This window comes from Streptomyces albicerus (assembly GCF_008905045.1).
In the GTDB taxonomy this organism is placed as follows: Bacteria; Actinomycetota; Actinomycetes; order Streptomycetales; family Streptomycetaceae; genus Streptomyces; species Streptomyces albicerus.
Map to the genome: position 1 here is coordinate 231611 of NZ_VWMY01000002.1, position 26956 is coordinate 258566.

Genomic DNA, 26956 nt, shown 5'->3' on the forward strand with positions numbered 1-26956 from the left:
TGGCCGGACTGAGAACCTTGTCCGCTACCGGCTGGGCGCACCTCTGCGTACCGGGGCTGCGCGCCTCGGCACGCCCAGGATCAAAGCGTGCGAAAACCCGCGCGTCAAGTTCGCGTGGACCGCGATGCCGGCACCCGCACCACGGCAACCCGCCCGTCGGCCGGAGGAGTTGACGCATGCCCATCGGAATCACACGCGGGCGCCGACGAGCGGGTCGGGTGCCTCGTCGAGCGGGTCGGCTGGGCGGTCGTCGACCTCGGTCCGCTGAGGGTCGGCGGCCGCCTGCTGCAGTTCCCAGGCGGCCCGTTGCCGACGCTGGGCCTGATCCTGGAGCGCTGAGCCGACCGGAGGTCCTAGTGTTGGATCATGACCGGAGACCACGTCACTCTCGCCGTCCACGACCACGGCGGCGAGGGCGCGCCCCTCGTGCTGCTGCACGGTGCCGGCCGCACGCTCGCCGACTGGGCCGCCGTCGCCCCACTCCTCGCGCGCCACCACCGAGTGCTGGCCCTGGATCTGCGGGGCCACGGGCTCTCCCAGGACGGGACGTGGAGCTTTCCGGAGGTGCTCGCCGACATCGAGACGGTACTGGACGAGCACGGGATGCCCGGGGCGCTTCCCGTCGGCCACTCCCTCGGCGGGATGCTCGCCGTCCAGTACGCCCTCGACCACCCGGAGGTCACGCCCGGCGCGGTGAACCTGGACGGCTACTCGTGGGGGCGGCCCGACCAGTACGTCGGCCTCGAGTCCTCGTACGTCGAGGAACGGCTCGCCCAGGTAGGGGAGTTGTCCGCGCAGGCCCTGGGCAGGGTCCTTCCCCCAGGAGGCCTGAAGGACCTGCTCGCCCAGCAGCGGGCGATGTCCGCGCAACTGGGCATTCCGTACGAGCTGCTGGAGGCGGGCGTGCGGCGTTCCGTCCACGAACGCGCCGACGGGCAGCTGGAGTTGCGGCCCGGGCGGGAGCACGCGCTGCAGTTGCTGGCCGCGATCGACTCGCTCGACCTCTTCGCGCTCTTCCGCCGCATGGACCGTCCGCTGCTGCTCGGTCGCGCGCTGCGGCCCGTGCCGTCGATCCCCGGCCTCGACTGGTTCGACGAGCTGATGGCGGCCTATGCGAAGGGGCTCGCCCGGGATCTCGCCCAACTGGCGGAGCAGCGCGCCGAGGTGACCGTCGCGGAGATCGACGGCACCCACGCGATGCTGCTCGAGAACCCACGCGCGGTCGCCGACGCGATTCTCGGATTCACCGCGGGACTTTCCGCCGAGTGACTGCGGGAGGTTCCCGGCCCCTGAGCCCGGCCATGCTGCCGCGCCGGGAGAGCCGGGCTACCGTTTCGTGAGGCCGACGCCCCGCGCCCGACGCCCGATGTCCGACGCCGTCCGGATGCAAGGAGAGCCGTGAGCACCCCGCACAAGCCGCTCGTGATCCTGCGCGCCGCCCCGCACCCCAAGGAACGCATCTTCTCCCCGGACGCGCTGGCCCGTCTCCACGACCGGTTCACCGTCGTGGAACCCGACACCGAGGCAGCCCTCGACGAGGCCCTGCCCGAAGCCTTCGCCATCATCGGCCAACCCGACCTGCCGGCCGAACGCCTGGCCAAGGCAGGCGAGTTGAGGGCCCTGCTCAACGTCGAGGGCAACTTCTTCCCCAACGTCGACTACGACGGGTGCTTCCAGCGCGGCATCCACGTCCTGGGCTGCGGCCCCGCGTACGCCCAGGCCGTCGCCGAGTACGCCCTCGGGCTCGCGCTGGACCTCGCGCGCGGCATCAGCCGTGAGGACCGCGCCTTCCGCGCCGGGCGGGAGCGGTACGTGTCCGAGGGCAACACCGACGCCGTACTGCTGCGCGGCGCGGACGTCGGCCTGATCGGCTTCGGGAACCTCGGCCGCAGCCTCCACCCGCTCCTCGCACCCTTCCGCCCCACCCTCCGCGTGTACGACCCGTGGCTGCCGCCAACGGTTCTGCGTGAGCAGGGGCTCGTCCCGGCCACGCTCGACGAGACCCTGGCCCGCAGCCGGTTCGTCTTCGTGCTGGCCACCGTCACCGACGAGAGCCGCCATCTGCTCGGCGAGCGCGAACTCGGCCTGCTGCCAGACGGCGCCCGGCTGGTGCTCGTCAGCCGGGCCCCCGTCGTCGATTTCCCGGCGCTGCTCGCGCGGGTCGCCGAGGGCCGGCTGCTGGCGGGCATCGACGTCTGGCCCGCCGAACCCGTCGCCGCCGACGACCCCGCCCGCGGCTTGGAGGGACTGGTGCTCTCCGCCCACCGGGCGGGCGGCATCCCGGAAGCCTTCCTGAGCATCGGCGACATGGTCGTCGACGACCTGACGCTGCTGGCCCAGGGGCTGCCGCCGGCCCGTATGCAGGTCGCCGCACGCGAACTCGTCGGCCGCTACCGCAACCGTCCCGTCACCTGAAGGGCCCGGACATGAACATCCCCTGCGAGGGCCTTCTCTTCGACAACGACGGCGTCCTGGTCGACTCCGACCTCGGCGTCGACCAGGCGTGGAGCCAGTGGGCCCGCGCCCGCGGACTGCCCGCCGACCGGGTGACCGCGATGGTGCACGGCCGGCGCTCCGCCGACACCGTCGCGCTGCTGGTGCCCGACCCGGCGGAGCGGCCCGCCGCCCTCGCCGAGATCGACCGCCTGGAGATCGAGGCCGCCGCGACGACGACCGCCCTGCCGGGCGCCCTCGACCTCCTGACCGGCCTGTTGAGGGGCAGCTGGGCCGTCGTGACCTCCGGAGTCACCGCGCTCGCCCGGGCCCGCCTCGCCGCCGCGGGCCTTCCGCTGCCGCCCGTGCTGATCACCGCGGACGACGTCAGCCATGGCAAACCCGCCCCCGACGGCTACCTCGCCGCTGCCGGGAAGCTCGGCGTGGATCCGGCACGCGCGGTCGTCTTCGAGGACAGCGCCGCGGGCGCGGCGGCCGGGGCCGCGGCGGGCGCGTACGTCATCGGCGTCGGGCCGCGCGGTCTGGACACCGGCGCCTCCGTCGTCGTACGGGATCTGCGCGGGCTGACCTGGCGGGACGGCCAACTCGTCCTGGACGCGGCGGAGTTGTTGCGTTCCTGACTCAGTGGGGTCCCGACTCAGTGGGGTCCCGCCGGTGCGAACTCCGTACCGCACGGGCCCGCGCCCTCGCTCTCCCGCAGCGGGACGGGCTCGCCGCTCATCGTCAGGGTGCGGTAGAAGGTGCCGATGCGTTCCGTGGAGCGGCCGACGTAGTGACCGATGTACGAGCGGCGGAAGCGGTCGGCGCTGCGGTTGGGCTGGGAGCCGTGCACCAGGCTGCCGTTGAAGAAGAGGACATCGCCCGGCCGCATGTCGACGGGAACGGGGGCCAGGCCGGGCGGCGGCGGAACGTACTCGCGGGCGAACGACAGCCCCTCGTCGGCCTCTTCGGGGCAGAACACGTCCATGCGGTGGGTGCCCGGGACCACCTCCAGGCCCCCGTTCTCCCGGTCGATCACATCGCAGGCGATCCACGCGGCGACGCAGGTGCCCGGCTCGACGCGAAGGTAGAAGTTGTCCTGGTGCAGGGCCTGGCCACGGGCGCCCGGCGGCTTGAAGTAGAACATGCTCTGCGCGGCCAACACCTCGTCGCCCAGCAGGAGTTCGAGGATGTCGCGCAGCCGGGGTGCGAGGAGGAAGCGCCGGGCCATGTCGTTGATGCGGTGCGGGTGCATGACCCGGGGGTAGACACGCAGCGGGTCGGCGGGACCGGAGGTCTCGGTCGCGCGGGGTTCGAAGTGCCCGGGGACCGGGCCGGCGGCGTGCAGCGCGGCGAACTCGGCGCACAGCGCGTCGATCTCGGCCGGGGCGAACAGCCCGCGCGCCACCGTGAAGCCGTTCTCCTCGAAGTCCGCCACGAAGTGCCGCTCGACTTCCGTGTCCCTGTCCCTGTCCGTGACTGCCATGCGACCGTCCCTTCGCGTCGATGTCCTGCATACCTCACGCTAGGTCTCAGCGCCTTCCGGGAGGATGCCTGTGCATGCTGACGAGTTGCCCGAGCCTGCTGTCCCGTCGCCGCCGCCGGGCCTGGTGACCGTGGGCCGGTTCGACCAGTCCACCGGCTACAGCGTCAACCGGCCGAGCGGCGCCGACAGCTGGCTCTTCATCTGGACCACGGGCGGTGAGGGGCGGCTGGCCCAGGGCGCCGCGACGACGCGGGCGGGCGCGGGGGACCTGGTCGTCCTCGGCCCGGGCGTGCCCCACCGCTACACGGTCGCGCCGGGCGCGCGGCACTGGGCGTTCTGGTGGATGCACTGCCAGGCCCGGCCGGCCTGGGCGGACTGGCTGCGGCCGTACGCGCTCGGAGATCGGCTGTACGCGGTCACGCCGGTCCCGGGCGGCGTGAGGGGCCGACTGGAGTCGGCGTTCCGGCGGATCCTGGCGGACGCCCGGTGGACCGGAGAGGGCGCCCCGCCCGAGGGGGAGCCCGAGGACGGCAGGGTCGCGGTGGCCCACGGAACCGCCGCCCGCGAGCTGACCCTCTGCTCGCTGGAGGCGATCGTTCTGCTCGCCACCGCCACGGCGCGCGGGGAACCGGACCGGTCTGGCATCGACGCCCGCATCCGCCAGGCCGAGGCACGCATCGCGGCCGACCCGGGGGCGCCGCACACCGTGGAGTCGCTGGCCGCCGGCGTGTCGCTCTCGCCGTCCCGGTTCGCGCACCTGTTCACCCAGCAGCTCGGCCAGTCCCCGATGCGGGCGCTGCTCGCCGCCCGGCTGTTGCACGCCGCGCGACTGCTGGAAGCCACCGACCTGCCGGTGGAACGGGTCGCGGCGGCCTCCGGCTTCACCAGCCCGTTCCACTTCAACCGGGTCTTCCGGCAACGCTACGGAGCCCCGCCCGGCGCGTACCGGGCGGGACTCCGACGCTGACACCTGCCGCTTACCAGCGCAGCAGCAGGATCACGCCCGCTTCTCGGACGCGGACTTCTCGGACGGGCAGCGCTCCGCGGCGAAGGCGGCCAGCCAGGCGAGCGGGGCGTTCCAGTTGATGGCCACCTCGTTGGTGGAGTACGAGCCGATGTCGTCGATGAAGCAGGCCGCGGGCGCGCAGCCCGCCAGGTGCTCCTGTGCCACCGGGTCCTGCAGACCGCTGTTGGGACCGCCCGCGACGGAGCCCGCCGGCGGGTTCGGCAGCGAGGGGTCGTACTGGTTCGCCCAGAACCGGTGGTGCTGGTTGCGGGCGTACGTGTCGCCGTAGCCGGTGATGTAGGAGACGTCGAGGGCGTTGCGGCCCAGCAGATAGTCCATCGACTCCAACACCCCGGCGCGGTACCGCTGTTGACCGGTCAGCGCGTAGGCGGTGGCCATCACGATCGCGTTGTTGGCGACCTGGCCGTTGGAGCCCCACACGTACCCGGTGGTGGGGAGGGGCACCGCGTAGCCCTGTCCGGCCATCGTCGACAGGTGACCGTCCGCGGCGGCCGTCACCGAAGCGCGCACACGCCTGATGTCGGATGCGGGCAGCCTGTTCGGCACGGTCGCCAGGGTGAGCCTGCCGAGCGCCGCGGTCTCGGCCCAGTTGAAGCCGGACGGAGTGAACACGCCGGACGAGGTGTGCCAGGGCGAGGAGGTGACCGCGTCCCGGTAGACGCGCTCCCCGGTCGCCGCGTACAACTCGGCGGCCGCCCAGTAGAAGTCGTCGGTGACCTGCGCGTCGCCGTAGGGGCCACCGCCCGTGCTGTCCGAATCCGGTGCGTACAGCGCGGGGTTGGCCTTGGCCGCGGTCCATGCCGTGCGCGCCGCGGTCAGACACCGGTTCGCGTACGCGGAGTCGTACGGCCTGATGACGCGGGCGCACTGAGCCGCCGTGGCCGCGAGGTTGAGCGTGGCCGCGGTGGACGGACGGTGCAACTCGCGTGGCTGGGCGTCCAGTTCGGGACGGGTCGGAAGCCCCGTCCAGGCGGCGTCGTGGATCTTGTGAAAGGCCATGCCGGCGTACGGCTTGCCTTCGGGCACCTGCATCCGCATCAGGAAGTCGAGCTCCCAGCGCGCCTCGTCGAGGACGTCGGGCACGCCGTTGCCGCGCTCGGGGATCCGCAGGGTCGAGTCGCCGAGCGCGGACGCGGTGCCCGCCCGCTCGGCCCGGGCGAAGGAGTCGACGAGCAGCCAGGTGGAGATCCCGCCGTTGACGACGTACTTGCCGTGGTCGCCCGCGTCGTACCAGCCGCCCCGCACGTCCTGGGTGTAGTCGCACACTCCGGCCTGACAGGGCACGTTCGTGTCGCCCTGGTTCGGTGCGACACCGAGGTGCCCGGCTGGCCGCGCGTAGGCGGGGCCCACCAGCGAGGCCTCGATCGGGGTGCCGCTGCGCTGGTGGTAGAAGAACGCCATCGCGTCGGAGCGCAGGCCGTCGTAGAGATCCGCGCGGATGTCGAAGGGCGCGCTGCTCTGCCCGTCGACCACCAGCACGTACCCCGAGCCCGCCTTCCGGTGGGCGGAGAAGTCCGCCACGTGGGTCGCCTCGCCCGCGGCCGCGTCCGTGCCCCGTACGACGGTCCGGCCGGAGGCGGCCACGGCGCCCGACGCTTTGCGCAACTGCCAGGTCAGGGGCTGGGCGGCCGAGGAGACCACGGTGGCGCGCTTGGGTCCGTCCGGCAGATAGCCCGCCTGGTTGACCCGCACGGGCGTCGTCGCGGCGGCGGCCGGATCCGCGACGGACGGGGCGGCGGCAGACTGCAGCCCGGAGGCGCCGGGAGCGAGGGCCAGCCCGCCGGAGAGCAGGGCCGCCGTCAGCAGGGCGGCCGTCGTGCGTCTTCTTGTACGTCGTCTCGCGGGGCGGCGGTGCACGTGCGGGAACGTGAGCATGGAGCGCCTCCCGGTGCCTGGAACGGGGTCCATGGATGCCGTCCCGTGCGGACGGCAGGATGTGTGGGAGCGCTCCCAAAACGGAGCATTACATGGCCATGCCACACCGTCAATGCTCCGTGCACAACCTGACCGAGGTGCACCGGCCGACCGGCTGAGGTGGGCGGCGGAAAGTGCTGTCACGAGTGCGGAACTCAGGATTCGCCCTCCGGGGAGTGATTGTCGGTGTCGTTAAATCGAATCAGACCGTGCGTCGCCGAGGTGAACGTCGTGTGATGAGTACCCCGTTGCCGGCCTCCTTCCACTCGCCCATGAGTTGCACATTCCAACGGAATGCCGAGGCGCTTGCCACTTCCCCACTGATGCCAAATCGGTACTTACCTCAGGTAACTTGGGGCTTCGGCATTCCGAATGTCTTTGCTCGGCCCTTCTGTTGACACTTTGTCTCCGTCAAATGACCTGCAGAGAAAAGAGGATTGAGAGCGTTCTCTTGTTCTGTGGCGGTGCGCTGTGCAAAGGTGCACCCCTCAGCGTGCAGGGAATTCCGTACCTATTGGTATGGACTTTTTCTGCAGGGGCTATGGAGGAAAGTGCACGTGAACGACGCGACCCCGTCGGAATCCCCCGCGACCGGCAGCATGTTCGATGCGACGGATGAACGGCTCGCGGCCGACCTGAAGAAGGGGTCGGGCAAGAGGCCCGCCCACTATCCCGCCGGGGAACTGCTGGCCCGGCACCGGGTTGCGGTCTTCTCGTACGCGCGGCTGTGTACGAACGGCGCGCAGTACGCCGGAATGCTCACCACCGCAGCATTCACCCGGCTCTTCGGGGAATCCGTGCGGCACGCGGGGCCGAAGGCCGCGTGGCGGCCGCAGCTGCTGGTCACCGTGCGTCGAATAGCGGGCGAGTGGGACGCGGACAAACGCCGGGAGCTGCTCCATCCCGAGTTGCAGTCGGGCCCTGGCGACAGCCGCGCCGCGGAGCGGCTTCTCCCGCCGGAGAACCGGCGGCTGGTGTCCCGTGCGTTCCATCGGCTGCCGGAAGCCGCCCGCTGCGTCCTCTGGCACGCCGAGGTCGAGGCCGAGGACCTCGCGGTGCCGGCCCGCCTGCTCGGTCTCGACGTCGAGGACGCCTCCGCTGAGCTGGAACGGGCGCGGGAACTGTTCCGCCAGAACTGCCTGGACGCCCATCGGGAACTCGCACCCGACAAGGAATGCCGCCACTACAGCCGGCTGCTGGACGTGTCGCTGCGGCGCGGCGGCAGCATCTGCCCCGATCTGCGGCAGCACCTGGCCGACTGCGAGCACTGCCGGTTCACGGCCGACCAACTGAACCAGTCCGGCGGTCACCTGGCGGTCGTGCTGGCCGAGGGCGTACTCGGCTGGGCGGCCCGGCCGTACCTCGACTCCAGACCTGGCCGTCGCGCGGTCATCGAGGACGCGGAGTCGGGCCCGGCGACGCCCCAGGCACCGGGGGCCGGCCCCGATTCCGGCACCGGTCGGCACACGGGGGTCGGGTCCCACGCAGGTCCGGGCTCCCACCTGGACGCGGGTCCGCTGTCGGGAGTGGGCTCCCGTGTGGACACGGGCCCTCACTCGGGTACGGACGCTCAGTCAGGTACGGACGCTCATACGGCCGCGGGCTTCGACCTGGCTACCGGCCGTCCCGGAGACACGGCCACTCCGGGGGCCACGGGCAATGACTGGGGCGACATTCCGTACAGGGACTTCGAGCGCTACCCGGGCACCGGCTCCCGCTCGGACGCGGGCTCCGACCCGGGCACCGGCTTCGACGCAGGTGCCGGCTCCGACTGGAGCAACGCTTCTCAACCGGCTGCCGACCACCACCCGGACAGCGATTCCCCCGCGGGTGCCGGCGCCCGCTACCCGGGCACTGACTCCCTCCCGGGTGCCGGCTCCTACCCGGCTGCCGGCGCCAGGCTCGACGACGGCCCTTACCCGGACACCGGGCCGCACTCGGGTACCGACTCGCACCGAGGCGCCGGTCCTCGGCCGGGAACAGATCGCCACCCCGGAACCGGCTCCCGGCCCCGTACCGGACCTCGCCACGCCGTGCGGCTTCCTCCGCATGCCGATGGCCGTCCCGGTGAACCCGGCAGGCGCTCCCCGCGCCGTCGGAATCTCGCGCTGGCCGTGCTCGCCGTGAGCGGATGCGTGCTCGTGCCGCTCGCTCTGTGGTCCGGGGGCGGGGACGACGCCGGTCTGCCCGCCTCCTCGGGTGCGGGGGCGACGTCCGGTGAACCCGAGGACCGGCCGACCAGGATCGGCGGGGGCGACGCGGCGCCCGGCACCCTGAGCGGGCGGCTCCGCAATGCCGCGAGCGGCGACTGTGTCGGCATCGCCGACGGCGAGGCGGCCGAGGGCGCGGAAGTCCTGGTCGCCACCTGCACCTCCTCGGAGCGGCAGCAGTGGGCGTACGAGAGCGACGGTTTGCTGCGGAGCCTGGCCGACAAGGACCTGTGCCTCGACTCGAAGCTCCCTTCCGTGGTCCGGCTGGGTCGGTGCGACGGCGAGAAGGACCGCGAGGCCGTCCGCTACGACCTCACCCTTGAGGGAAATCTGGTGCCCCTGGGGCGGCCGACCCTCGCGCTGGCACCTGTCTCGGAGGACGAGGGGACGGGCCTTGTCCTCAAGTCCCGTAAGGACGGCCCGAGTCAGCGCTGGGAGTTCGACTCCTCGGTGGACTCGCTCCAGATGGAGTGGATCACCTCGTACACGAACAGCGACACGGCGAAGCCCACCGCCGGTCCGGAGCCCACCCGCACGCCACCGCCTCAGTCGCCGAAGCCCACGCCTTCCGAAGCGTCCCCGCCGCCACAGCCCACGACGCCCGCTCCCACTCCCGGTTGGGTGTGTTACGGCTACTACTGCTGGTACGACGGATCCGGCGGCGGTGGCGCCGGCGGCGGTGGCGCCGGCTACGGAGGTGGCGGTTACGGAGGTGGCGGATACGGAGGCTACGGCGGCGGATATGGCGGAGGTTACGGCGGCTACGGGGGCGGTTACGGCGGCGGCCGGTGACCGGACGGCCCGCCAAACGTCGCGGCTCCGCCTCGCCGCGGCCCGTCACTCCTCGCCCAGCGCCAGCTCCGCCCAGATCGTCTTGCCTTCGGGGGTATGGCGGCTGCCCCAGCGCTGGGTGAGCTGGGCGACCAGCAGCAGACCGCGCCCGCCCTCGTCGAAGATCTTGGCGCGGCGCAGATGCGGCGCGGTGTGGCTGGCGTCCGACACCTCGACGATCAGCGTCGTGGCGTCGTGGATGAGGCGCAGCCGGATGGGGCGCTCGCCGTACCGGATGGCGTTGGTGACGAGTTCGCTGACCACGAGCTCGGTCGTGAAGGCCGCCTCGCTCAACTCCCAGACGTCCAGCTGCTGGACGACCTGCTTGCGGATCGGGCCGACGAGGGCGGGATCGGCGGGGGTGTCCCAGGTCGCGACCTGCGAGGCCGGCAGTCCCTTCGTCCGGGCGAGCAACAGGGCCACGTCGTCGGACGCGCCGGTCGGCGGGAGCAGCGACTGGAGGATGTCGTGGCAGGTCTCGTCGAGGGAGCCCGAGCCGCGTGCCAGCGCCCGGGACAGCAGCCGGCGGCTCTCGTCGAGGTCACGGTCGCGGCTCTCGATCAGACCGTCGGTGTAGAGGGTGAGCACGGTGCCCTCGGGGAGCCTGAGCTCGGTCGACTCGAACGGCAGCCCGCCCAGGCCGAGCGGCGGCCCCGGCGGTACGTCGATCTCCTCGGGCGGGCCGTCCGGCGGCAGCATCACCGGGGGCGGGTGGCCCGCCCGGGCGAGCGTGACGCCGCGGGTGACCGGGTCGTACACCGCGTACAGGCAGGTGGCCCCGACCTCGCCCGTGGTCCCCTCGCTGCCCGCCTCCGCGGAGAGCCGTACGACCAGGTCGTCGAGGTGGGTGAGCAACTCGTCCGGTGCCAGGTCGATGTCGGCGAGCGTGCGGACGGCGGTCCGTAGCCGTCCCATGGTGGCCGACGCCTGCACGCCGTGGCCGACGACGTCACCGACGACCATGGCGACCCGCATTCCCGACAGCGGGATCACGTCGAACCAGTCGCCGCCGACCCCGGCCCGGGCCGCCGGCAGATAGCGCGAGGCCGCCTCGACGGCGGCCGTGCGCGGCAGGGTCCGGGGCAGCAGACTGCGCTGGAGGGCGATCGCCGTCTCGCGCTCGCGGGAGAACCGGCGGGCGTTGTCGATGCAGACGGCCGCCCTGGCCGTGACCTCCTCGGCCAGCAGAACGTCGTCGGCCGTGAAGGGGTCGGGCCGCCGGAACCGGGTCAGGACGGCGACGCCCAGCGTCGCGCCGCGGGCCAGGATCGGCACGGACATCGTCGAGTGGATGCCGTACTCCCTGACGCGCTCGCCGCGCACCGGGTCCCAGGCGAGCCAGTCCGAGAGCGTGCTCGCGGGATCCGCGGCCACGATGGGCCGGCCTGCCACCATGGAGTCGGCCTGTGGCGAGGAGACGGGGTAGACGTCGAGCTGGCCCAGCTTGACCACCGCCTCCGGATTGCCGGGGTTCACCGACCGGTGGGCGGCGCGGCGCAGGCTCACGGGGGCGGAGATCGGTCCGGTGTGCGGCTCGCCTCCGTGCTCCGGCGGGTCCACGAGGTCGACGCTGACGAAGTCGGCGAGCGCGGGCACGCAGACATCGGCCAGCTCCTGGGCCGTACGGGTGACGTCGAGGGTGGAGCCGATGCGGATGCTCGCCTCGTTCACGATCTGGAGGCGCTCCCGGGCGAGGTACTGCTCGGTGAAGTCGTGGGCGGACAGACAGACGCCGCGCACCCTGCCCGCGACGTCGGTCAGCGGCGCCAGCCGCGCCAGCCAGGCCTGTGCGCGGTCCGCGCCACCGGTGCCCAGATACGTCTGCACGTCATTGCTCTGCCCGGTCAGGAGCACCCGGAGCATGTGTCCCTCGAGCTCGTCGTTCTGCGGCATGCCACCGATCTCGGGGAGCCGCAGCCCGCGGACGCGGTCCTCCGGGAGGCCCATCGACTGGGCCATCACCGCGTTGATCCGGCGCAGCCGCAGCCGCTCGTCGAAGAGGGCGGTGGCGCAGGGTGACTGATCGAGGAACCCGGCGGCGAGGGAAGCGTCCTCCGCGGGAGGCTCGTCGCTCTCCAGCGGCGTGACGACGAGCCAGTCGCTGCGGTCGCCGAGCTCGGGCCGTCGCCGGTGCGCGAGCAGCCATACGTGGCGGGTCCGGCCGTCGCGGTGGCGCAGCGCGAGGGTGGCGCTCCAGCGGTTGTCGGCCGACGGGGGCCGTACGACCTCGGCGTCCGGTGCCAGCACACGTGCGGCGGGCAGACCCACGACCTCGGCCGGCGCATGGCCGAGCAGGCGCCGGGCGCCTTCGCTCCACTCGACGAGGATGCCGTCGCCGTCGATGACGGCTCGTGCCGTGGCGGTCTCGTCGAACGGGTAGCCCGGGCCGTCGCCCGCTGTTTCTCTGTGGCTCCTCATCGCCGCCACTCCATCGCGCACACTCACAGTGAACAGGTGAGTCACTTGTGTTCCAGCCTAGTGTGTCGAGGTCCTCCGTACATGGCACACCGGATCGCGCACCATGAACCCCGCCGCCTGTCCAGTCCGTCCGCCACGGTGGGTTTCAGGCCGATGTGACGCGACGGACAGAATGCGCTTACCGGAGTCTTGACGGTCAGGTGTGTCACACCGTCAGAATCTGTTTGTTCGCGAGCAGTTGTGAGCATTTTGGAGCCCTTGACGAGAGGGAATCGCCATGACGGTGACTCGCAGGTCGGTACTGATCGCAGGAACAGCGGCCCCGGTGGTCCTCGCGGGCGACGCATGGGCCGCCGAGGGAGCCGGCCCCGGGGCCCGGCCCGCAGCGGGAGGGCGGACCGTCCCGCTCCGCGACGGCTGGCGCTTCGCACTCGTCAACCCTTCCGGCATCACCGATCCCACCGGCGCGTACGCCCGGGCCGCCGAGCCCGGCTACGACGACTCGAAGTGGCGGCGGGTCGCCGTGCCGCACGACTGGAGCATCGAACTCAGCCCCACCACCGAGCACGGTACGACCAGCGGAACCGGGTTCCTCCCCGGCGGCCTCGGCTGGTACCGCATTGCCTTCACCCTGCCGAGGGCGTACGCGGGCAAGTGCGTCTCCGTCGAGTTCGACGGCGTCTACATGGACTCGTCCGTCTACTGCAACGGCAAGCTCGTCGGCGAACACCCCTACGGCTACACGGGGTTCGCCCTCGACCTCACCGATCTGCTGCACACGGACGGCACCACCGCCAACGTCATCGCCGTCAAGGTCCAGAACCAACTCCCCAGCAGCCGCTGGTACTCGGGCAGCGGCATCTACCGCGAAGCCCGCCTCGTCGTCACCGAACCGGTGCACGTCCAGCGGTGGGGTACGTATGTGACGACCCCGGAGATCACGGACGATCGCGCGCTGGTGCGGGTGCGGACGAGCGTCATGAACGAGGCCGGGGCCGCGAGACGGGTCGAGGTCAGATCCGCGGTCGTCGACCCCGGCGGCCGCACGGTCGCGCGGGAGGCGACCACGATCGAGGTCGGGAACACGGTGACGGAGACCCACCAACTAACCCTGAAGAAACCGAAGTTGTGGTCCTTCGACACCCCGCACCGCTACACCCTGCACACCGAACTCCGCGTCGACGGCGAGACCACCGACACCTACCGCACCCCCTTCGGTGTCCGCCGGGTCGTCATCGACGCCGACAACGGGATGACCCTGAACGGCACCTACGTCAAACTCCGCGGCGTCAATCTCCACCACGACCTCGGCGCGCTCGGCGCGGCCGTCAGTGCGGACGCCGTGGAACGCCAGCTGAAGATCATGCGGAGCATGGGTGTCAACGCCCTGCGCACCGCGCACAATCCGCCCGCTCCCGAGGTGATCGAGGCCTGTGAGCGGCTCGGCATCGTGATGGTGGTGGAGGCCTTCGACTGCTGGCGGCGCGGCAAGAACCGCTACGACTACGGGCGTTTCTTCGACGAGTGGTCCGACCGGGACATCGCGGAGATGGTGCTGGCGGCCCGCAACTCGCCCGCCGTCATCATGTGGTCCATCGGCAACGAGATCCCCGACTCGACCTCGACCGCCGGTCTCGCCATGGCCGACCGGCTCATCGACGACGTACGGAGACTCGACCCGACCCGGCCGATCGTGATCGGCTCCGACAAGTACCGCGGCCTGCCCGCCGTCGGCTCGCCGGCCGACCTGATGCTCGCCAAGATCGACGGGCTCGGCCTCAACTACAACACCGCCGCCTCGGTCGACGCCCTGCACGCCCGCTATCCGCGCCTCTTCCTCTTCGAGTCGGAGTCCTCGTCCGAGACCTCCACCCGCGGGACGTACCAGGAGCCGGAGCACCTGAACACGGGCGAGAACCACACCCCGGGCAGACGCGCCACGTCCTCGTACGACAACAACCTCGCCTCCTGGACCATGAGCGGCGAGTACGGGCTGAAGAAGGACCGGGACCGGAAGTGGTTCACGGGGGAGTTCCTGTGGTCCGGCATCGACTACATCGGGGAGCCGACGCCGTACGACGTGTTCCCGGTGAAGGCGTCCTTCTTCGGCGCGGTGGACACGGCCGGCTTCCCCAAGGACATGTACCACCTCTTCAAGAGCCAGTGGACCGACGAACCCATGGTCCATCTGCTCCCCATGAACTGGACCGACCACCGCCCGGGCGACGTGGTGGAGGTCTGGGCGTACTCCAACGTGGACACGGTCGAGCTGTTCCTCAACGGAAAGTCCCTGGGCACAAGGAAGTTCGAGGAGAAGAAGACTGGCGACGGACGCACGTACCTGGAGACCACCGAGGCGACCGGAGACGACAAGACCGTCACCGGCGGTCCCTGGCCCGGGAGTTACACCAGCCCGAACGGCAGCGCGGGCAAGCTCCACCTCCTGTGGAAGGTGCCGTTCGCGCCCGGCGAGCTGAAGGCGGTGGCCCGGCGTGACGGCAGGACCGTGGCCACCGACGTCCTGCGCACCGCGGGGAAGCCGCACGCGGTGCGTCTCACGCCCGACCGCAAGTCCCTTGCGGCGGACGGCAGTTCACTGTGCTTCGTGACCGCGGAGGTGGTCGACGCCCGTGGCGTGATGGTGCCGGACGCCGACCACTCCATCGCCTTCGAGGTCGAGGGCGGATCACTCGCCGGGGTCGACAACGGGCGCGAGGAGAGCGCCGAGCGCTATCAGGCGAGCACGCGCACCGCCTTCCACGGCAAGGCCCTGGTGATCGTCCGCTCTGGAACCGAGGCCGGGCGGCTCACGGTCCGGGCACGCTCGGCAGGACTGCGGACGGCGACCGTGAGCGTACGCACCACGGCCGCGCGCCCCGAGGTCCTCACCCCGGCGGCGGACTTCGCGCCCGACCCGGGACCGGGCGCGCCCAACTACCCCATGGCGGACGCCAGTTACTCGGGCCGTCCGGACACCCTGCCCGCCGCGATGCTCGACGGCGATGCGGCCACCGGCTGGTCCAACGGGTTCAGCAAGGCGGCCACGCCCCTGCTGCCCGTCTTCGACGGCGCCCGCGAGGAGGACTGGGTGTCCGTCGCGTGGGGCCGGGCCCGCACCGTCGACCGGATCGAGGTCTCCTTCACGGTCGACGCCACGCACTCCCTGCCCGCCACGATCGAGGTCGCCTACTGGGACGGCCACCGCCATCTGCCCGTCGAGGGGGCCGACGTCGACTGGGCCACCGCGTCCGACGCACCGACGGTGATCACCTTCGACGCCGTACGCGGCAGCCGGCTCCGGCTCACCATGACGAGCCGCCACCCGGGCGAGCCCCGGGGCGCCCTGCGGATCAGCCGTCTGGAGGTGCCGACTCGCTGAGCTCGCGCTCGCCGGCCGGATCGGCCACCTGGTACTCCTCGGCCGTATGGGCCTCCCGGTACTCCTCGGCCGTCGGCTTCGCGATCTGCGCGCCGTCGCCGTACAGCCCGCGCGACAGCCGGGCGCGCAGACGCAGGGCGCGGCCTGTGCGGTTGGGCACGCCGTTCGTGTCCTGTGCCGGGCCGAGTTCGAGCGGCCGCGGCTGCTCGTGCTGGGTGAGGGTGTGCAGTTCGGCGGGGGAGAGGGGCCGGTGCAGTTCGACGTACTCGCCGTGCGGGAGGCGTTTGATCACGCCGGTCTCGCGGCCGTGCAACACCAGCTCGCGGTCCCGGCGTTGGAGCGCGAGGCAGATGCGCCGGGTCAGGACGAAGACGATCACCGGGACGACGAAGAGAGCGATCCGGACGGCCCAGGTGACCGTGTTGATCGACAAATGGAAGCGGGTGGCCACGATGTCGTTGCCGCCGCCCGCGAGCAGGATGAGATAGATGCTGATCCACGCCGTGCCGATGGACGTACGGACCGGCCGGTTGCGCGGGCGGTCCAGCAGATGGTGCTCGCGTTTGTCACCCGTGACCCAGGATTCCAGGAACGGATAGACGCCGATGAAGAGCAGCAGCAGCGGGAAGACGACGATCGGGATCAGCACGCCGAGGACCAGCGTGTGCCCGGCCACGGTGATCTCCCAGCCCGGCATGATGCGCACCAGGCCCTCCGCGAAGCCCAGATACCAGTCCGGCTGGGCTCCCGTGGACACCTGGTCGGAGCGGTAAGGACCGTACGACCAGACCGGGTTGATCGTCGCGATCCCCGAGATGAGCGTGATCACCCCGAACACCAGGAAGAAGAAGCCGCCCGCCTTCGCCATGTAGACCGGCATGAACGGCGTGCCCACGACGTTCCGTTCGGTTTTCCCGGGGCCGGGGAACTGCGTGTGCTTGTGGTAGAAGACCAGGATCAGATGGGCCACCACCAGCGCCGCCATGATCCCGGGGATCACCAGGATGTGCAGCGAGTAGAAGCGGGCGACGATGTCGTCCCCCGGGTACTCGCCGCCGAATATGAAGAACGACAGATACGTCCCGATGATCGGCACCGACAGGATCGCGCCGTCCACGAACCGCATTCCGGTGCCGGACAGCAGATCGTCCGGCAGCGAGTAGCCGAAGAGCCCCTCGAACAGGCCGAGGAACAGCAGCGTCCAGCCGAACAGCCAGTTGATCTCACGAGGCTTGCGGAATGAGCCCGTGAAGAAGTGCCGCATCATGTGCATGAGCATTCCGGCGATGAAGATCAGCGCGGCCCAGTGGTGGATCTGCCGGATCAGCAGACCGCCCCGCACGTCGAAGCTGATGTCCAGCGTCGAGGCGTACGCCTCCGACATCCGCACGCCGTTGAGCGGGACGTAACTGCCCTGGTACGTCACCTCGTTCATCGACGGATGGAAGAACAGCGTCAGATAGACGCCGGTCAGGATCAGGATGATGAAGCTGTAGAGGCAGATCTCCCCGAGCAGGAACGACCAGTGGTCCGGGAAGACCTTCCGCAGGTACTTCTTGCCGAGGCTGGTGGTGCCGAGGCGCCCGTCGAACCAGTCGGCGACACGCTGGCCGGAGGATGCCTCCTCATGCACGCGTCGCCCGGAGGGGGCCTTCTCGGCCGGTCGTTCGGTGGTGGTCACGCGTCCTCCTCCTTCAGGTGCACGTGGGCGAGCTTGTCGGGGTTGGTGACGATGTAGACGCCGGACACCCGGTCGCCCTCCGGGGTGAGATCCATGACCATGACCGCGTACGGGGACTCGCCCGCGAACAGCACCGCGGAGTCGTCGCCGTTGACGCGCCGGTAGCGGATGTCCAGCTCCACCTCGCCGCCGCCCCGCGAGCTGTAGGAGGTGAGGAGGCGGATGACCTTGTCCCGCCCGTGCACCGGCCGCAGCCCCGCCCGGCGCCGCTTGCCGCCGGCATCGGTCCACACCGTCACGTCCGGGGCGAGGATCTCCATCAGCGCGCCGATGTCCCCGCCGAGTGCGGCGGCCACGAACCGCTCGGTCGCCTCCTTCCGCACCCGCGGATGCGCTTCGTACAGCGGACGGCGGGCGTGCACATGTTGTCGGGCGCGGTGCGCGAGCTGGCGTACGGCCGCGGGGCTGCGGTCGATGACCTCCGCGATCTCGGTGTGGGCGTAACCGAACACCTCGTTGAGGACGAACACCGCCCGCTCCAGCGGGGTCAGTGACTCCAGGACGACGAGCATCGCCATCGACACGGACTCGGCTCGCAGGACGCGGTCGGCGGCGTCCGCGGGCGCCTCGTCCACCGCCTCGGCCACGAGGGGCTCGGGCAGCCACGGACCGACGTATGTCTCGCGCCGGCGGCTGATCACGGCCCGTCGCTTCAGCGCGTGGTTCACCGCGATGCGCACGAGGTACGCGCGCGGGTTGCCGATCTCCTGGAGCGGTGACCGGCCACGGCTGCCGGACCAGGACAGCCAGGTGTCCTGGAGTACGTCCTCGGTGTCGGCGACGCTGCCGAGCATGTTGTAGACGATCGCGAACAACAGCTCGCGGTGGTCCATGAACAGGCGAGTCGCCGTGCTCAGGGCCTCGTCGGTCTCCGGTGCCGGACTTTCGGACATGCCTGTTGCCTCCCGTAGCGCGCTCACTACTGCGAGGGCTTCAGGGACCCGGAATGTGACAACCCACAGGGAAATGTGACGTAGGTCTCAGCCGAGTTGTCCTGCGTCGCACCGCCCGCCGGATCCGCCATCCAGTTCCGTGGATCGTCGCCGGCATCCCGGCTGCCGACCGCGCCGCGTTCTTCGTGACGATGCCGGCGCCCGTTCAAGTGCTGAACAGCCTTTTCCGGGAGGGGAGTTACCGCAGACGGGGTATGTGGCGGGCCTGACCGGTCTGCCGCCCGCCGGGCACCCGCCGTGCCACGCGGAGCGGCCCGGGCCGCGTCACCCACGGGCGCCGTACGCGGCGCTCACACTCCCGCAGGTACCGCTGAGCACCTCTCCTGACCTGCGGGTATTTACGAGTAAGTACCCGCGCGGTACCGTGAGGGCATGCCAGCTCTCAACGTGGAATTCAGCGAGCGCGAGCTCGAGGATCTGCGGCAGATCGCCAAGGAGCGCGGTACGTCGATGAAGGCCCTGGTTCGCGAGGCGGCCGCGGCCGACATAGTGCGGCACCGAGCTCTGCAGGAAGGCGCGGACGTCTTCCGCCGGTTCTTCGCGGCGCACGCGGACGAGTTCGCCGCGGCCTTCCCGGACGACGAACCACCCACCAAGGGCGAGGGGCGGGCCGCCTGACTCATGGCCCCCGTCATCCATATCGACGTGCCCTGGCTGCTCCAGCGCCATGAAGAGGTGCTGCCCGACCAGCCGACCGTCAACGACTTCTCCGTGCTCGTGGCCGCCGTGGCCCGGCACCGCGTGGACCCGCCCCGGCTAGGCGTGGACTCCGACCCGGCCTGGCGCGCCGCCGCGCTCCTGCACACCCTGGCCCTGCTGAAGCCGCTGCCGTCCGCCAACGCCCGTTTCGCCTGCGCGACGGCGGTCTCGTACATGTTCGTGAGCGGCGTGGGGATCGACCCGCCGTACGGAGCCCTCGTCGACCTCGCCCGCGACCTGATGTCCGGCAAGGCGGACGTCTTCGCGGCCGCCGACCGCCTGCGGTCCTGGCAGATCTGAGAGCCTGAGCCACCCCGCAGCGGATCCGGGCGCCCCCGCAGCCCGACCCGCCCTCGGGGCCGCCGACCGAGGGCGGGAGGATCGGGGTCGGCGGCCGATTTCGCGCGGGAGAGCCGCCGTCCCGCGCGGGGCCTCCGAGAAAGGCCACTATCAGTGCACTACGGACCTCCGCGCGCCGGGAGCGTGCGCGGGGCGCCGGCGCGTGCGCGCCGTTCACACGGGGCGCTTGGCAACGAATACCGTTTCGAAAATCGATGCGACCGAGGCGAGTTGCCCGACGTGGGGGACTGACTTTCCTTCAATGCGTAGATGTTGCTGAAGTAGCTCAAGTGCCTTGTTGGGTGTGAGAGTTTTGTGCAAGGGTGAACTTCCCCGCACATGGCCAATGGTCAGGTCTGATTCGCTGCTCGGGATTTCATCGTGCCGTGGGGCCCAAAAGGCACACGGCCGACGGACGTCGAGTGGTCGACGTCCCGGCCGCTTTCCGTGCGCCAAGCCCAAAAGGTATGCACCAACCAGGAGCTCCTTTTCGGCGGTCAGAACTTCTGTGTGCCACCTTGTGCCTTGGAAGGAAACCGCTCAGTGCACACCCCCCACCCCCCTCGTCCCGCCTATCCGCCCCGCTCCGGAGCCGCTCCCGGGGAATCCGACGAGAGCCTCGCGGCCCTCCTCAGAGCGCAGCCGGAGGGCGAGTTCCACCACTCCGTCGCGCTGCTGCTCGCGCGGCACTGGCAGCCGACCCACGACTACGCCGTCATCTGCCTCGCTTCCTCGGCGAACGTCGCCTCCATGGTCACCGCTGCCGCCTTCCAGCAGGTCCTTGAACGCCTGCGGCGCGCCGGGTCCGCCGTCGCCCTGCGTCCCCAACTCCTGGTGGCCGTACGGGACATCATCAAGGTGTGGTCCGCGGAGGACCGGATATCCGATGTGCTGCCGGATCTCCGGAAACCCGCCGGGGGTCGCGGTATGCGCGCGACGAAGTCCATGACACCGGAAAATCGCAAGCTCGCCGAGCGTTCTTTCCAGGCCCTCCCGGGACTCCACCAGTGCGTGCTGTGGCACACCGAGGTCGAGGCCGAGCACATATCCGTACCAGCCGGTCTGCTGGGTATGGATGCCGACACCGCGTCGGCCGCCCTGGAGCAGGCTCGCGAGAAATTCCGCGAGGGCTGCGTACGGGCCCATCGTGAACTCGCGCCGAACAAGGATTGCCGCTACTACAACCGTCTCCTGGACGTCCCGATTCGGCGCGGCGGGGCCTTGCTCCCCGATGTGCAGCAGCATCTGCTGGAGTGCCGCTTCTGCCGATACGCGGCCGAGCAACTCAGTCATTTCGAGGGCGGGTTGGGCGGGATCCTCGCCGAAGCGGTGCTCGGCTGGGGCGCACGCCGGTATCTCGAGTCGCGGCCGAGCCGCGGCCACTCGGGCCTCCGCCCCGGCCGTTACAGCGGCAGACGCCCGGGCAGCGGCGGCCGCCCCCGTCTGCTGTCCCAGCTCGCCCCCCGGCAGCCCAGGCAGGGGCGGCACTCCTCGCCGAGCCCGCGGCACTCGAAGGCCCTCCTCACCGGAGCGGGCCTGGTCTCCGCGGCGCTGCTCGGGACCGTTCTGGTCAGCAGCCTGTGGTCGGAGGACGAAGGCGGCGCCGACCCCTCGGCCTCCGCCGGTGCGTCCAGCAGCCTCGCCCCCGGACCCGGCGGACAGACCCCGCCCGCCATGTCGTCGTCCCCGCCCAACTCGGCCGCCCTGCCCACGCCGCCCGCACAGACCCGGCTGCGCAACCTCGCCGCGGACCTCTGCCTCGACATCAAGGGCGGCACGGCGAAGGCCGGCGTCGGCACCAAGCTGGAGACGTGTTCCGCGGCCGGGACGCAGCGGTGGTCGTACGAGGAGGACGGGCTCCTGCGCAGCGTCGACAACCCCGAGCTGTGCCTGGACTCCCATGTGGACGCCGGCGTGGTCGTCCTGGGCCCCTGCGCCGCCGCGTCCGCCAAACGGGGCGACGACGTGCGCTACGACCTCACGGTGCAGGGCGAGTTGCTGCCGCGCTGGCGGGAGGGGCTCGCCGTCGCTCCCTCCTCCAACGACCCGGACGCGGAGGTGGTGGTGAAGATCCGCGACAGGTCGGACGAACAGCGCTGGCTGACCGATGCCGCGACGGCCAGCCCCGAGTCGTTGTCGATCGCCGGAACGGGCGCGCCGTCCAGCCGCCCGGTCACCGACACGCCGCCCGCCGGCAAGCGCGTCGACTCGGACTCCGAATGCGCCGAGCCGACGTGCGACGTCCAGCCGTCGGCCGCGGAGACGGACGCAGCGCCGGAGCCGACCTCCACCGCCTCGGGGCCCTACACGCCGCGCCGCGCCACGACCGTCGACAACTCCGACCCGCAGTCCGCGCCACCCCTGCCCCTTCTGCAGGCGGAGTCGGTCGCGGACCTCGGTCTCTGACCCCGGGTGCTATGAGACGACATCCCGGGGCGGCTTGCCCGTCAGGAACTCGGTGACGTTCTCGACGGCGGCCAGCGCGATCCGTACGAGGGTCTCGCGGGTGACGCCCGCGGCGTGCGGCGAGAGCACCACGTTCGGGGCCTTGAGCAGACGCAGGGCCGGGGTGGGCGGCTCGGGGTCGAAGACGTCGATGCCCGCCCCGGCCAGGGCGCCCGCCTCGAGCGCGTCCGCGAGGGCGTCCTGGTCGATCAGCGCGCCCCGCGCGGTGTTGACGACGAACGCGGTCGGCTTGAGCAGCGCGAGCTTCCCGGCGTCGAGGAGATGCCGGGTCGTGTCATTGAGCGGCGCGTGCAGCGTGACGTAGTCCGACGTGCGCAGCAGCTCGTCGAGACCGACATGGCGGGCGCCGCCGAGCCGGGCCTCGGTCTCCGCGTCGACGGACCGCGGCCCGGCGTACAGGACGGTCATGTCGAACGCGACCGCGCGCCGGGCGACCTCCTGGCCGATGTGGCCGAGTCCGATCACACCGAGGGTCTTGCCGGACAGTTCGGTGATCGACCGCTGGAGCCGTGGCAGCGCCCAGTCGGCGTCGACGAGCGCGGTGTGCGCCGGGATCAGCTGCTTGGCCAGAGCGAGCATCAGAGCGAAGGTCTGCTCAGCGACGTTCTGTTTCTCGGCGCCGCTGGAGCCGATGTTGCACACGGGTATGTTCCGGGCGCGGGCCGCGTCGAGGTCCACGTAGTCGAAGCCGTGGCTGGCGCACTGGATGAGCTCCAACTCCCGTGAGGCGGCGAGGTGTTCGGCGGTGACCGGGCCGAGCCCGGTGATGATGACGCGGGCCTCGCGCAGCGCCGCCGGGTCCTCGTCGGCCGCCTCGACGACCGTGACGCGGGCCTCCGCGGGGAACAGCGTGGCGAGACCGGCTCCCGTCGAACGGCCGCCCACATGGGGCGAGATGACGGCCAGGACGTTCCTGACGCCGGTGGAGGTGGGGGACTCGGCGGTCATGCGGTCTCCTCCGCGAGGTCGTCGGCGCTGAGCGTCGCCGGTTCCGCGTGTCCGGACAGCGCGAGGGTGAGATCGAGCTCGGCGAGCAGGCAGCGGATGACGTGCTCCACGCCCGCCTGACCGTCGAGGCCGAGCCCATAGACGTACGGACGCCCGACGAGCACTGCCTTGGCGCCGAGCGCGAGCGCTTTGACGATGTCGTCGCCCGTGCGGATCCCGCTGTCGAAGAGGACGGTCAGCCGGTCGCCGGCCGCCTCCACCACCCGGGGCAGCGCGTCGGCGGCGGCGACGGAGCCGGCCACCTGACGGCCGCCGTGGTTCGAGACGACCACACCGTCCATGCCGGCGGTGACGGCCCGGCGCGCGTCGTCCGGGTGCAGGATGCCCTTGAGCACGATCGGACCGTCCCAGTTCTCGCGCAGGAACTCCAGGTCCGGCCAGGTCTTCCCGGGATCCGCGAACATCCCCACGAAGTGCATCACCGCCGCGTTCGGGTCCTCGTGCACCGGCTTCGCCAGGCCCGCCTGGAACGCCGGGTCGGAGAAGTAGTTGGCGGTGCCCACCCCGTGCAGGAACGGCAGGTACGCCTGGTCCAGGTCGCGGGGCCGCCAGGCGAGCAGCGGCGTGTCCAGCGTGACGAACAGCGCGGTGAATCCGGCCGCCTTCGCCCGGTTCAGGAAACTCCTCGTGACCTCGCGGTCCTTCGCCCAGTACAGCTGGAACCAGCGCTCCCCGTCACCCATCGCCTCCGCGACCTGCTCCATGGGCGTGCTGGAGGCCGAGGACAGGATGTACGGCACGCCCTGCGCGGCGGCGGCCCGCGCGGCGGCCGACTCGGCGTCCGGGTGCATGATCGACAGGACGCCGACCGGCGCGAGCGCGAGCGGCGCGGGCAGCGAGCGCCCCAGTACCTCGACGGCCAGGTCGCGTTCATGAACGTCGCGCAGCATGCGCGGCACGATCCGGCGGCGGTCGAGGGCCTCTCGATTCGCGCGCGCCGTACTGCCGTTGCCCGCGCTGCCCGCCACATAGCCCACGGGACCCGGCCCGAGGCGCCGCTCGGTCATCTCCTCCAGCCGTGTCAGATCGGTGGGCAGCCGGGGTACCGCACCCGTCATGCCGTTCAGGTAGATCTCGTACTGGAAGTCCGCCCAGTGCTTCGTCATCCGTACGTCCCGCCTCTCGCCCCTGATCTCGCCTTCGAGACCGCGTTGTCCGCGCGGGAGACCGCGCGCTGTTCCCGCTGGAGACACCGCTGTTCCTGCGACGATCCTGTCGAGCGGAACAAGATCCGTCCACCGTGGGCGCGCACTCGCTCCGCTGGAAATACCGGTGATGACACTGCTGGCCGGTGGGGGCGGGTCGCGCCGTTCCCCACGCCCCTTACGGGGCGCGGTACCGCATGGACTTCGCCATGGCCGCTTAGGCGCGGGTGACCCGGATCACGCTGCGAACGACACGCGTACGGCGACCAGTTCGCCGGACGGGCCGAGGTCGGCCGACACGGGGAACCAGCCGTCGCCCTGACCGGTCATGGTGCACAGCACGCGCGCGCCGCCGACCTCGACGGTTCCGGCCTCGACCACCGAGGCACGGACCTCGCGCATGACCTGCCAGTGGTGGGAGTGCGGGCGGAAGTCCACCATCAGCCGCCGACGCGATTCGGCGTCCTTCCAGTCGAAGAGGGCGCAGGCCCGGCGCATCGCCTCGGGGACGGTCAGGCCCGTCCAGCCCCGGACCCCGTCCTCGCCGGGCTCGCCCAGCGGGGGAGCCCCGAACTCCGCCGCCGCCTCTTCCTCGGCGGCACCCCAGAAGGCGACATCGGCGAGCCCGTCCACGGGCTCGTCGTGCTGCCAGGCGTTGAGCGCGTCGGCGTCCCCGAAGAGCACACGGGCCCAGTCGACGCGGATGTCCCCGAGCTCCACGGACTTGGCGGCGGGGGCCGGGCCGACTGGGATCACGATGCCCGCCCCCGACGCCAGCACGGGGAGGGCCCGGTCCCGGGGCAGCCCGCCCAGCGCCACGACCGGCACCCCGTGCATCAGAAAGGAGCCCCCGCCCCGCGCCGCGCACCGCCGTACCCGCTCCCGGTGCGGCACCCGCTCGGCACACGCCTCGAGGCGGGCGTCGAAGCCGTGCTCCCGGCAGTGCGCGTCGAAGCGTTCCCGCAGCCGCGCGCCTTGGGACGCCGGGATGTCGTGGAGCATCCGGCCGGGCTGCCGGTCGAAGGAGTGGGCCGCGGTGTCGGCGTCGGGACCGGTGATCGCGAAGTCGGTCGCCCCGCTCACATCGGCGGCAACCACCGGATCCTTGACGCCGAACGCCCCCGGGTCCACCTCCGCCGGCGAGCGCTCCCCGCTCCACATGCCGAGGTGACCACCGTCGACGATCACCAACTCACCGGACGGACACGTGATCGCGCCCAGCTCGTAGATCTTTTCCATGGCCGGGCAGTCTACGAAGGCTCCGTTCCCGAGCGGCCCCCCTGCCGCGAGGGCTGTCTGGTTTTCGCTCCCGGAACCGTGAGGAGCCCTCAGGAGCCTTCGGCCGCCAACACCGGTCGGCTCGCGTCGGCCTCGCTCCCCGGCCCGGTGATCGGGGGCACCGGAACGTCGACGGTACGCACCAGCCGCGCGCCCTCGGGCCCGTACGCCGCCCGCGGTTCGGGGAAGAACCACAGCAGGGACAGGAACAGGACGGCCGAAACGGCCAGCGATATCGGCAGACCGATGTCGACCCCGCCGGCCAGATCGCCGAGCGGACCCACGAACTGGCCGGGGATGTTCGTGAAGAGGACCCCGATCAGGGCGGAGACCCACCAGGCGGTCATGCCGCGCCAGTTCCAGCCGTGTGCGAACCAGTAACGGCCGCCCCGTTGGCGCCGGTTGAAGACCTGGAGCGCGTCGGGGTCGTACCAGCCGCGCCGGGTGAGGAAGCCCAGCATCATCACGACCATCCACGGCGTCGTACACGTGATGATCATCGTGGCGAACGTCGAGATGCTCTGTACGAGGTCGAAGCCGAAGCGTCCGACGAAGATGAACGCGATGGACAACACGCCCACCAGCACGGTCGCCTGGACCCGGGACAGGCGCGGGAACACCGACGAGAAGTCGAGGCCGGTCCCGTACAGCGAGGTCGTGCCCGTCGACATGCCGCCGATCAGCGCGAGCAGACACACCGGCAGGAAGAACCAGCTCGGCGAGATGGCCAGCAGCCCGCCCACGAAGTTCGGGGCCTCGGGAGCGACGTACTCCGGGGCCTTGGTCGCGATGATGCTCGCGGTCGCCAGGCCGAAGACGAACGGCAGCAGGGTCGCGATCTGCGACAGGAACGCGGCACCGATCACCCGGCGGCGGGGCGTGCTCGCCGGGATGTAGCGCGACCAGTCGCCGAGGAACGCGCCGAAGGACACCGGGTTCGACAGCACGATCAGCGCGGAGCCGATGAACGACGGCCAGAACAGGTCCTGCGTCGCCGCGTCCGCCGACGCCGTGAAGACGCCCGCGTACGAGGGGTCGAAGTCTCCGGCGAAGGCCACCGCGCCGAGCAGGAACAGCAGGGTCGCGGAGGTCACCGCGACCTTGTTGACGAACAGCATGAAGCGGAACCCGTACACGCACACCGCGAGCACCAGCCCGGCGAACAGCGCGTACGCGACGACGTACGACAGGTCGCCGCGCTCCAGGCCGAAGAGCCGGTGCGCGCCGCCGACCAGGGCGTCACCCGAGCTCCACACCGAGATGGAGAAGAACGCGACCGCGGTGAGCAGTGACAGGAACGAGCCGACGACGCGGCCGTGCACCCCCAGGTGGGCGGAGGAGGAGACGGCGTTGTTCGTGCCGTTGACCGGTCCGAAGACCGCCATCGGGCACAGGATCAGCGCACCCGCGAGCACCCCGAGGAGCGTTGCCGCGAGCCCCTGCCAGAAGGACAGGCCGAAGAGGATGGGGAAGGCCCCGAGGACGCAGGTGGAGAAGGTGTTGGCCCCGCCGAAGGCGAGCCGGAAGAGATCGAGCGGGCTCGCGGTGCGGTCCGCGTCGGGGATCCGCTCGACGCCGTACGGCTCGACCTCGGTGAGCGACGGTGGTGGCATGGCGGGAGAGTTCTCG

General features: G+C 71.2%; 19 protein-coding genes. 10 read left to right on the top strand and 9 right to left on the bottom strand.

Features of this window, described 5'->3' with window-relative positions; genetic code table 11:
- Positions 1 to 114: 114 nt before the first annotated feature.
- The 4 genes from GAS53_RS54930 to GAS53_RS02665 all read left to right on the top strand — a co-directional run bounded on the left by GAS53_RS54930 (position 115) and on the right by GAS53_RS02665 (position 3074).
- Complete coding sequence (locus GAS53_RS54930; protein ID WP_192582908.1) at positions 115 to 339, top strand: hypothetical protein; 225 nt, start codon at positions 115 to 117, stop codon at positions 337 to 339.
- A gap of 27 nt (positions 340 to 366) precedes the next feature.
- On the top strand, positions 367 to 1269 hold the full coding sequence (locus GAS53_RS02655) for an alpha/beta fold hydrolase (RefSeq protein WP_151475745.1): 903 nt from the start codon (positions 367 to 369) through the stop codon (positions 1267 to 1269).
- A gap of 129 nt (positions 1270 to 1398) precedes the next feature.
- Complete coding sequence (locus GAS53_RS02660) at positions 1399 to 2415, top strand: NAD(P)-dependent oxidoreductase (RefSeq protein ID WP_151475746.1); 1017 nt, start codon at positions 1399 to 1401, stop codon at positions 2413 to 2415.
- Positions 2416 to 2426: 11 nt separating this feature from the next.
- On the top strand, positions 2427 to 3074 hold the full coding sequence (locus GAS53_RS02665; protein WP_151475747.1) for an HAD-IA family hydrolase: 648 nt from the start codon (positions 2427 to 2429) through the stop codon (positions 3072 to 3074).
- 17 nt (positions 3075 to 3091) lie between these two features.
- On the opposite strand, the gene GAS53_RS02670 is transcribed toward GAS53_RS02665, so the two are convergent.
- Complete coding sequence (locus GAS53_RS02670; protein ID WP_151475748.1) at positions 3092 to 3919, bottom strand: phytanoyl-CoA dioxygenase family protein; 828 nt, start codon at positions 3917 to 3919, stop codon at positions 3092 to 3094.
- Positions 3920 to 3983: 64 nt separating this feature from the next.
- Between GAS53_RS02670 and GAS53_RS02675 the strand changes: the two genes are divergently transcribed.
- Positions 3984 to 4886, top strand: a complete 903-nt coding sequence (locus GAS53_RS02675; protein WP_151475749.1) for a helix-turn-helix domain-containing protein — start codon at positions 3984 to 3986, stop codon at positions 4884 to 4886.
- Positions 4887 to 4916: 30 nt separating this feature from the next.
- Here GAS53_RS02675 and GAS53_RS02680 read toward each other — a convergent pair whose 3' ends face one another.
- The gene (locus tag GAS53_RS02680; RefSeq protein ID WP_192582909.1) at positions 4917 to 6821 is read right to left on the bottom strand and encodes a glycoside hydrolase family 9 protein; all 1905 of its coding nucleotides are present in this window, start codon (positions 6819 to 6821) and stop codon (positions 4917 to 4919) included.
- A 596-nt stretch (positions 6822 to 7417) separates the two neighbouring features.
- On the opposite strand from GAS53_RS02680, the gene GAS53_RS57935 reads away from it, so the two are divergent.
- Positions 7418 to 9862: a ricin-type beta-trefoil lectin domain protein gene (locus GAS53_RS57935; protein ID WP_151475751.1), complete on the top strand. Its 2445-nt coding sequence runs from the start codon at positions 7418 to 7420 to the stop codon at positions 9860 to 9862.
- A 45-nt stretch (positions 9863 to 9907) separates the two neighbouring features.
- On the opposite strand, the gene GAS53_RS02690 is transcribed toward GAS53_RS57935, so the two are convergent.
- Positions 9908 to 12319: a SpoIIE family protein phosphatase gene (locus tag GAS53_RS02690; RefSeq protein WP_151475752.1), complete on the bottom strand. Its 2412-nt coding sequence runs from the start codon at positions 12317 to 12319 to the stop codon at positions 9908 to 9910.
- 277 nt (positions 12320 to 12596) lie between these two features.
- On the opposite strand from GAS53_RS02690, the gene GAS53_RS02695 reads away from it, so the two are divergent.
- The gene (locus GAS53_RS02695) at positions 12597 to 15698 is read left to right on the top strand and encodes a glycoside hydrolase family 2 TIM barrel-domain containing protein (RefSeq protein ID WP_151475753.1); all 3102 of its coding nucleotides are present in this window, start codon (positions 12597 to 12599) and stop codon (positions 15696 to 15698) included.
- Here the strand turns inward: GAS53_RS02695 and qcrB are convergent.
- Positions 15670 to 17379, bottom strand: coding sequence for a cytochrome bc1 complex cytochrome b subunit (gene qcrB, locus GAS53_RS02700; protein ID WP_404829166.1), 1710 nt, complete (start codon positions 17377 to 17379; stop codon positions 15670 to 15672). The genes GAS53_RS02695 and qcrB overlap by 29 nt on opposite strands.
- On the bottom strand, positions 17376 to 18332 hold the full coding sequence (gene sigJ, locus GAS53_RS02705) for an RNA polymerase sigma factor SigJ (protein WP_151475754.1): 957 nt from the start codon (positions 18330 to 18332) through the stop codon (positions 17376 to 17378). The genes qcrB and sigJ overlap by 4 nt, the downstream gene beginning before the upstream one ends.
- A 432-nt stretch (positions 18333 to 18764) precedes the next feature.
- On the opposite strand from sigJ, the gene GAS53_RS02710 reads away from it, so the two are divergent.
- The 3 genes from GAS53_RS02710 (at position 18765) to GAS53_RS02720 (ending at position 21836) form a co-directional block, all read left to right on the top strand.
- Positions 18765 to 19010, top strand: a complete 246-nt coding sequence (locus tag GAS53_RS02710) for a hypothetical protein (RefSeq protein WP_055617648.1) — start codon at positions 18765 to 18767, stop codon at positions 19008 to 19010.
- A 3-nt stretch (positions 19011 to 19013) separates the two neighbouring features.
- A complete protein-coding gene (locus GAS53_RS02715; RefSeq protein ID WP_151475755.1) occupies positions 19014 to 19391 on the top strand; it encodes a toxin Doc in 378 nt (125 codons plus the stop codon).
- 582 nt (positions 19392 to 19973) lie between these two features.
- Positions 19974 to 21836 (top strand): RICIN domain-containing protein, encoded by a 1863-nt coding sequence (locus tag GAS53_RS02720; RefSeq protein WP_151475756.1) that lies wholly within the window; start codon positions 19974 to 19976, stop codon positions 21834 to 21836.
- A 9-nt stretch (positions 21837 to 21845) separates the two neighbouring features.
- Here the strand turns inward: GAS53_RS02720 and GAS53_RS02725 are convergent, their stop codons facing one another.
- The 4 genes from GAS53_RS02725 to GAS53_RS02740 all read right to left on the bottom strand — a co-directional run bounded on the left by GAS53_RS02725 (position 21846) and on the right by GAS53_RS02740 (position 26940).
- The gene (locus GAS53_RS02725; protein ID WP_151475757.1) at positions 21846 to 22844 is read right to left on the bottom strand and encodes a 2-hydroxyacid dehydrogenase; all 999 of its coding nucleotides are present in this window, start codon (positions 22842 to 22844) and stop codon (positions 21846 to 21848) included.
- Positions 22841 to 24010 carry a lactate 2-monooxygenase gene (locus tag GAS53_RS02730; protein WP_151475758.1) on the bottom strand — a complete coding sequence of 390 codons (1170 nt, stop codon included), beginning with the start codon at positions 24008 to 24010 and terminating at the stop codon, positions 22841 to 22843. Before GAS53_RS02730 ends, GAS53_RS02725 begins: the two co-directional genes overlap by 4 nt.
- 276 nt (positions 24011 to 24286) lie before the next feature.
- The gene (locus tag GAS53_RS02735; RefSeq protein WP_151475759.1) at positions 24287 to 25288 is read right to left on the bottom strand and encodes a hypothetical protein; all 1002 of its coding nucleotides are present in this window, start codon (positions 25286 to 25288) and stop codon (positions 24287 to 24289) included.
- 89 nt (positions 25289 to 25377) lie between these two features.
- Positions 25378 to 26940, bottom strand: coding sequence for a purine-cytosine permease family protein (locus tag GAS53_RS02740; protein ID WP_151475760.1), 1563 nt, complete (start codon positions 26938 to 26940; stop codon positions 25378 to 25380).
- Positions 26941 to 26956: the final 16 nt, after the last annotated feature.

What these genes read in the sequence shown, in the direction of transcription:
- GAS53_RS02655 (WP_151475745.1), top strand. Translation starts at nt 367, where the DNA reads ATGACCGGAGACCACGTCACTCTCGCCGTCCACGACCACGGCGGCGAG.
- GAS53_RS02665 (WP_151475747.1), top strand. Translation starts at nt 2,427, where the DNA reads ATGAACATCCCCTGCGAGGGCCTTCTCTTCGACAACGACGGCGTCCTG.
- GAS53_RS02670 (WP_151475748.1), bottom strand. Translation starts at nt 3,919, where the DNA reads ATGGCAGTCACGGACAGGGACAGGGACACGGAAGTCGAGCGGCACTTC.
- GAS53_RS02675 (WP_151475749.1), top strand. Translation starts at nt 3,984, where the DNA reads ATGCCTGTGCATGCTGACGAGTTGCCCGAGCCTGCTGTCCCGTCGCCG.
- GAS53_RS02680 (WP_192582909.1), bottom strand. Translation starts at nt 6,821, where the DNA reads ATGCTCACGTTCCCGCACGTGCACCGCCGCCCCGCGAGACGACGTACA.
- GAS53_RS02690 (WP_151475752.1), bottom strand. Translation starts at nt 12,319, where the DNA reads ATGAGGAGCCACAGAGAAACAGCGGGCGACGGCCCGGGCTACCCGTTC.
- GAS53_RS02695 (WP_151475753.1), top strand. Translation starts at nt 12,597, where the DNA reads ATGACGGTGACTCGCAGGTCGGTACTGATCGCAGGAACAGCGGCCCCG.
- sigJ (WP_151475754.1), bottom strand. Translation starts at nt 18,332, where the DNA reads ATGTCCGAAAGTCCGGCACCGGAGACCGACGAGGCCCTGAGCACGGCG.
- GAS53_RS02710 (WP_055617648.1), top strand. Translation starts at nt 18,765, where the DNA reads ATGCCAGCTCTCAACGTGGAATTCAGCGAGCGCGAGCTCGAGGATCTG.
- GAS53_RS02715 (WP_151475755.1), top strand. Translation starts at nt 19,014, where the DNA reads ATGGCCCCCGTCATCCATATCGACGTGCCCTGGCTGCTCCAGCGCCAT.
- GAS53_RS02725 (WP_151475757.1), bottom strand. Translation starts at nt 22,844, where the DNA reads ATGACCGCCGAGTCCCCCACCTCCACCGGCGTCAGGAACGTCCTGGCC.
- GAS53_RS02730 (WP_151475758.1), bottom strand. Translation starts at nt 24,010, where the DNA reads ATGACGAAGCACTGGGCGGACTTCCAGTACGAGATCTACCTGAACGGC.
- GAS53_RS02735 (WP_151475759.1), bottom strand. Translation starts at nt 25,288, where the DNA reads ATGGAAAAGATCTACGAGCTGGGCGCGATCACGTGTCCGTCCGGTGAG.
- GAS53_RS02740 (WP_151475760.1), bottom strand. Translation starts at nt 26,940, where the DNA reads ATGCCACCACCGTCGCTCACCGAGGTCGAGCCGTACGGCGTCGAGCGG.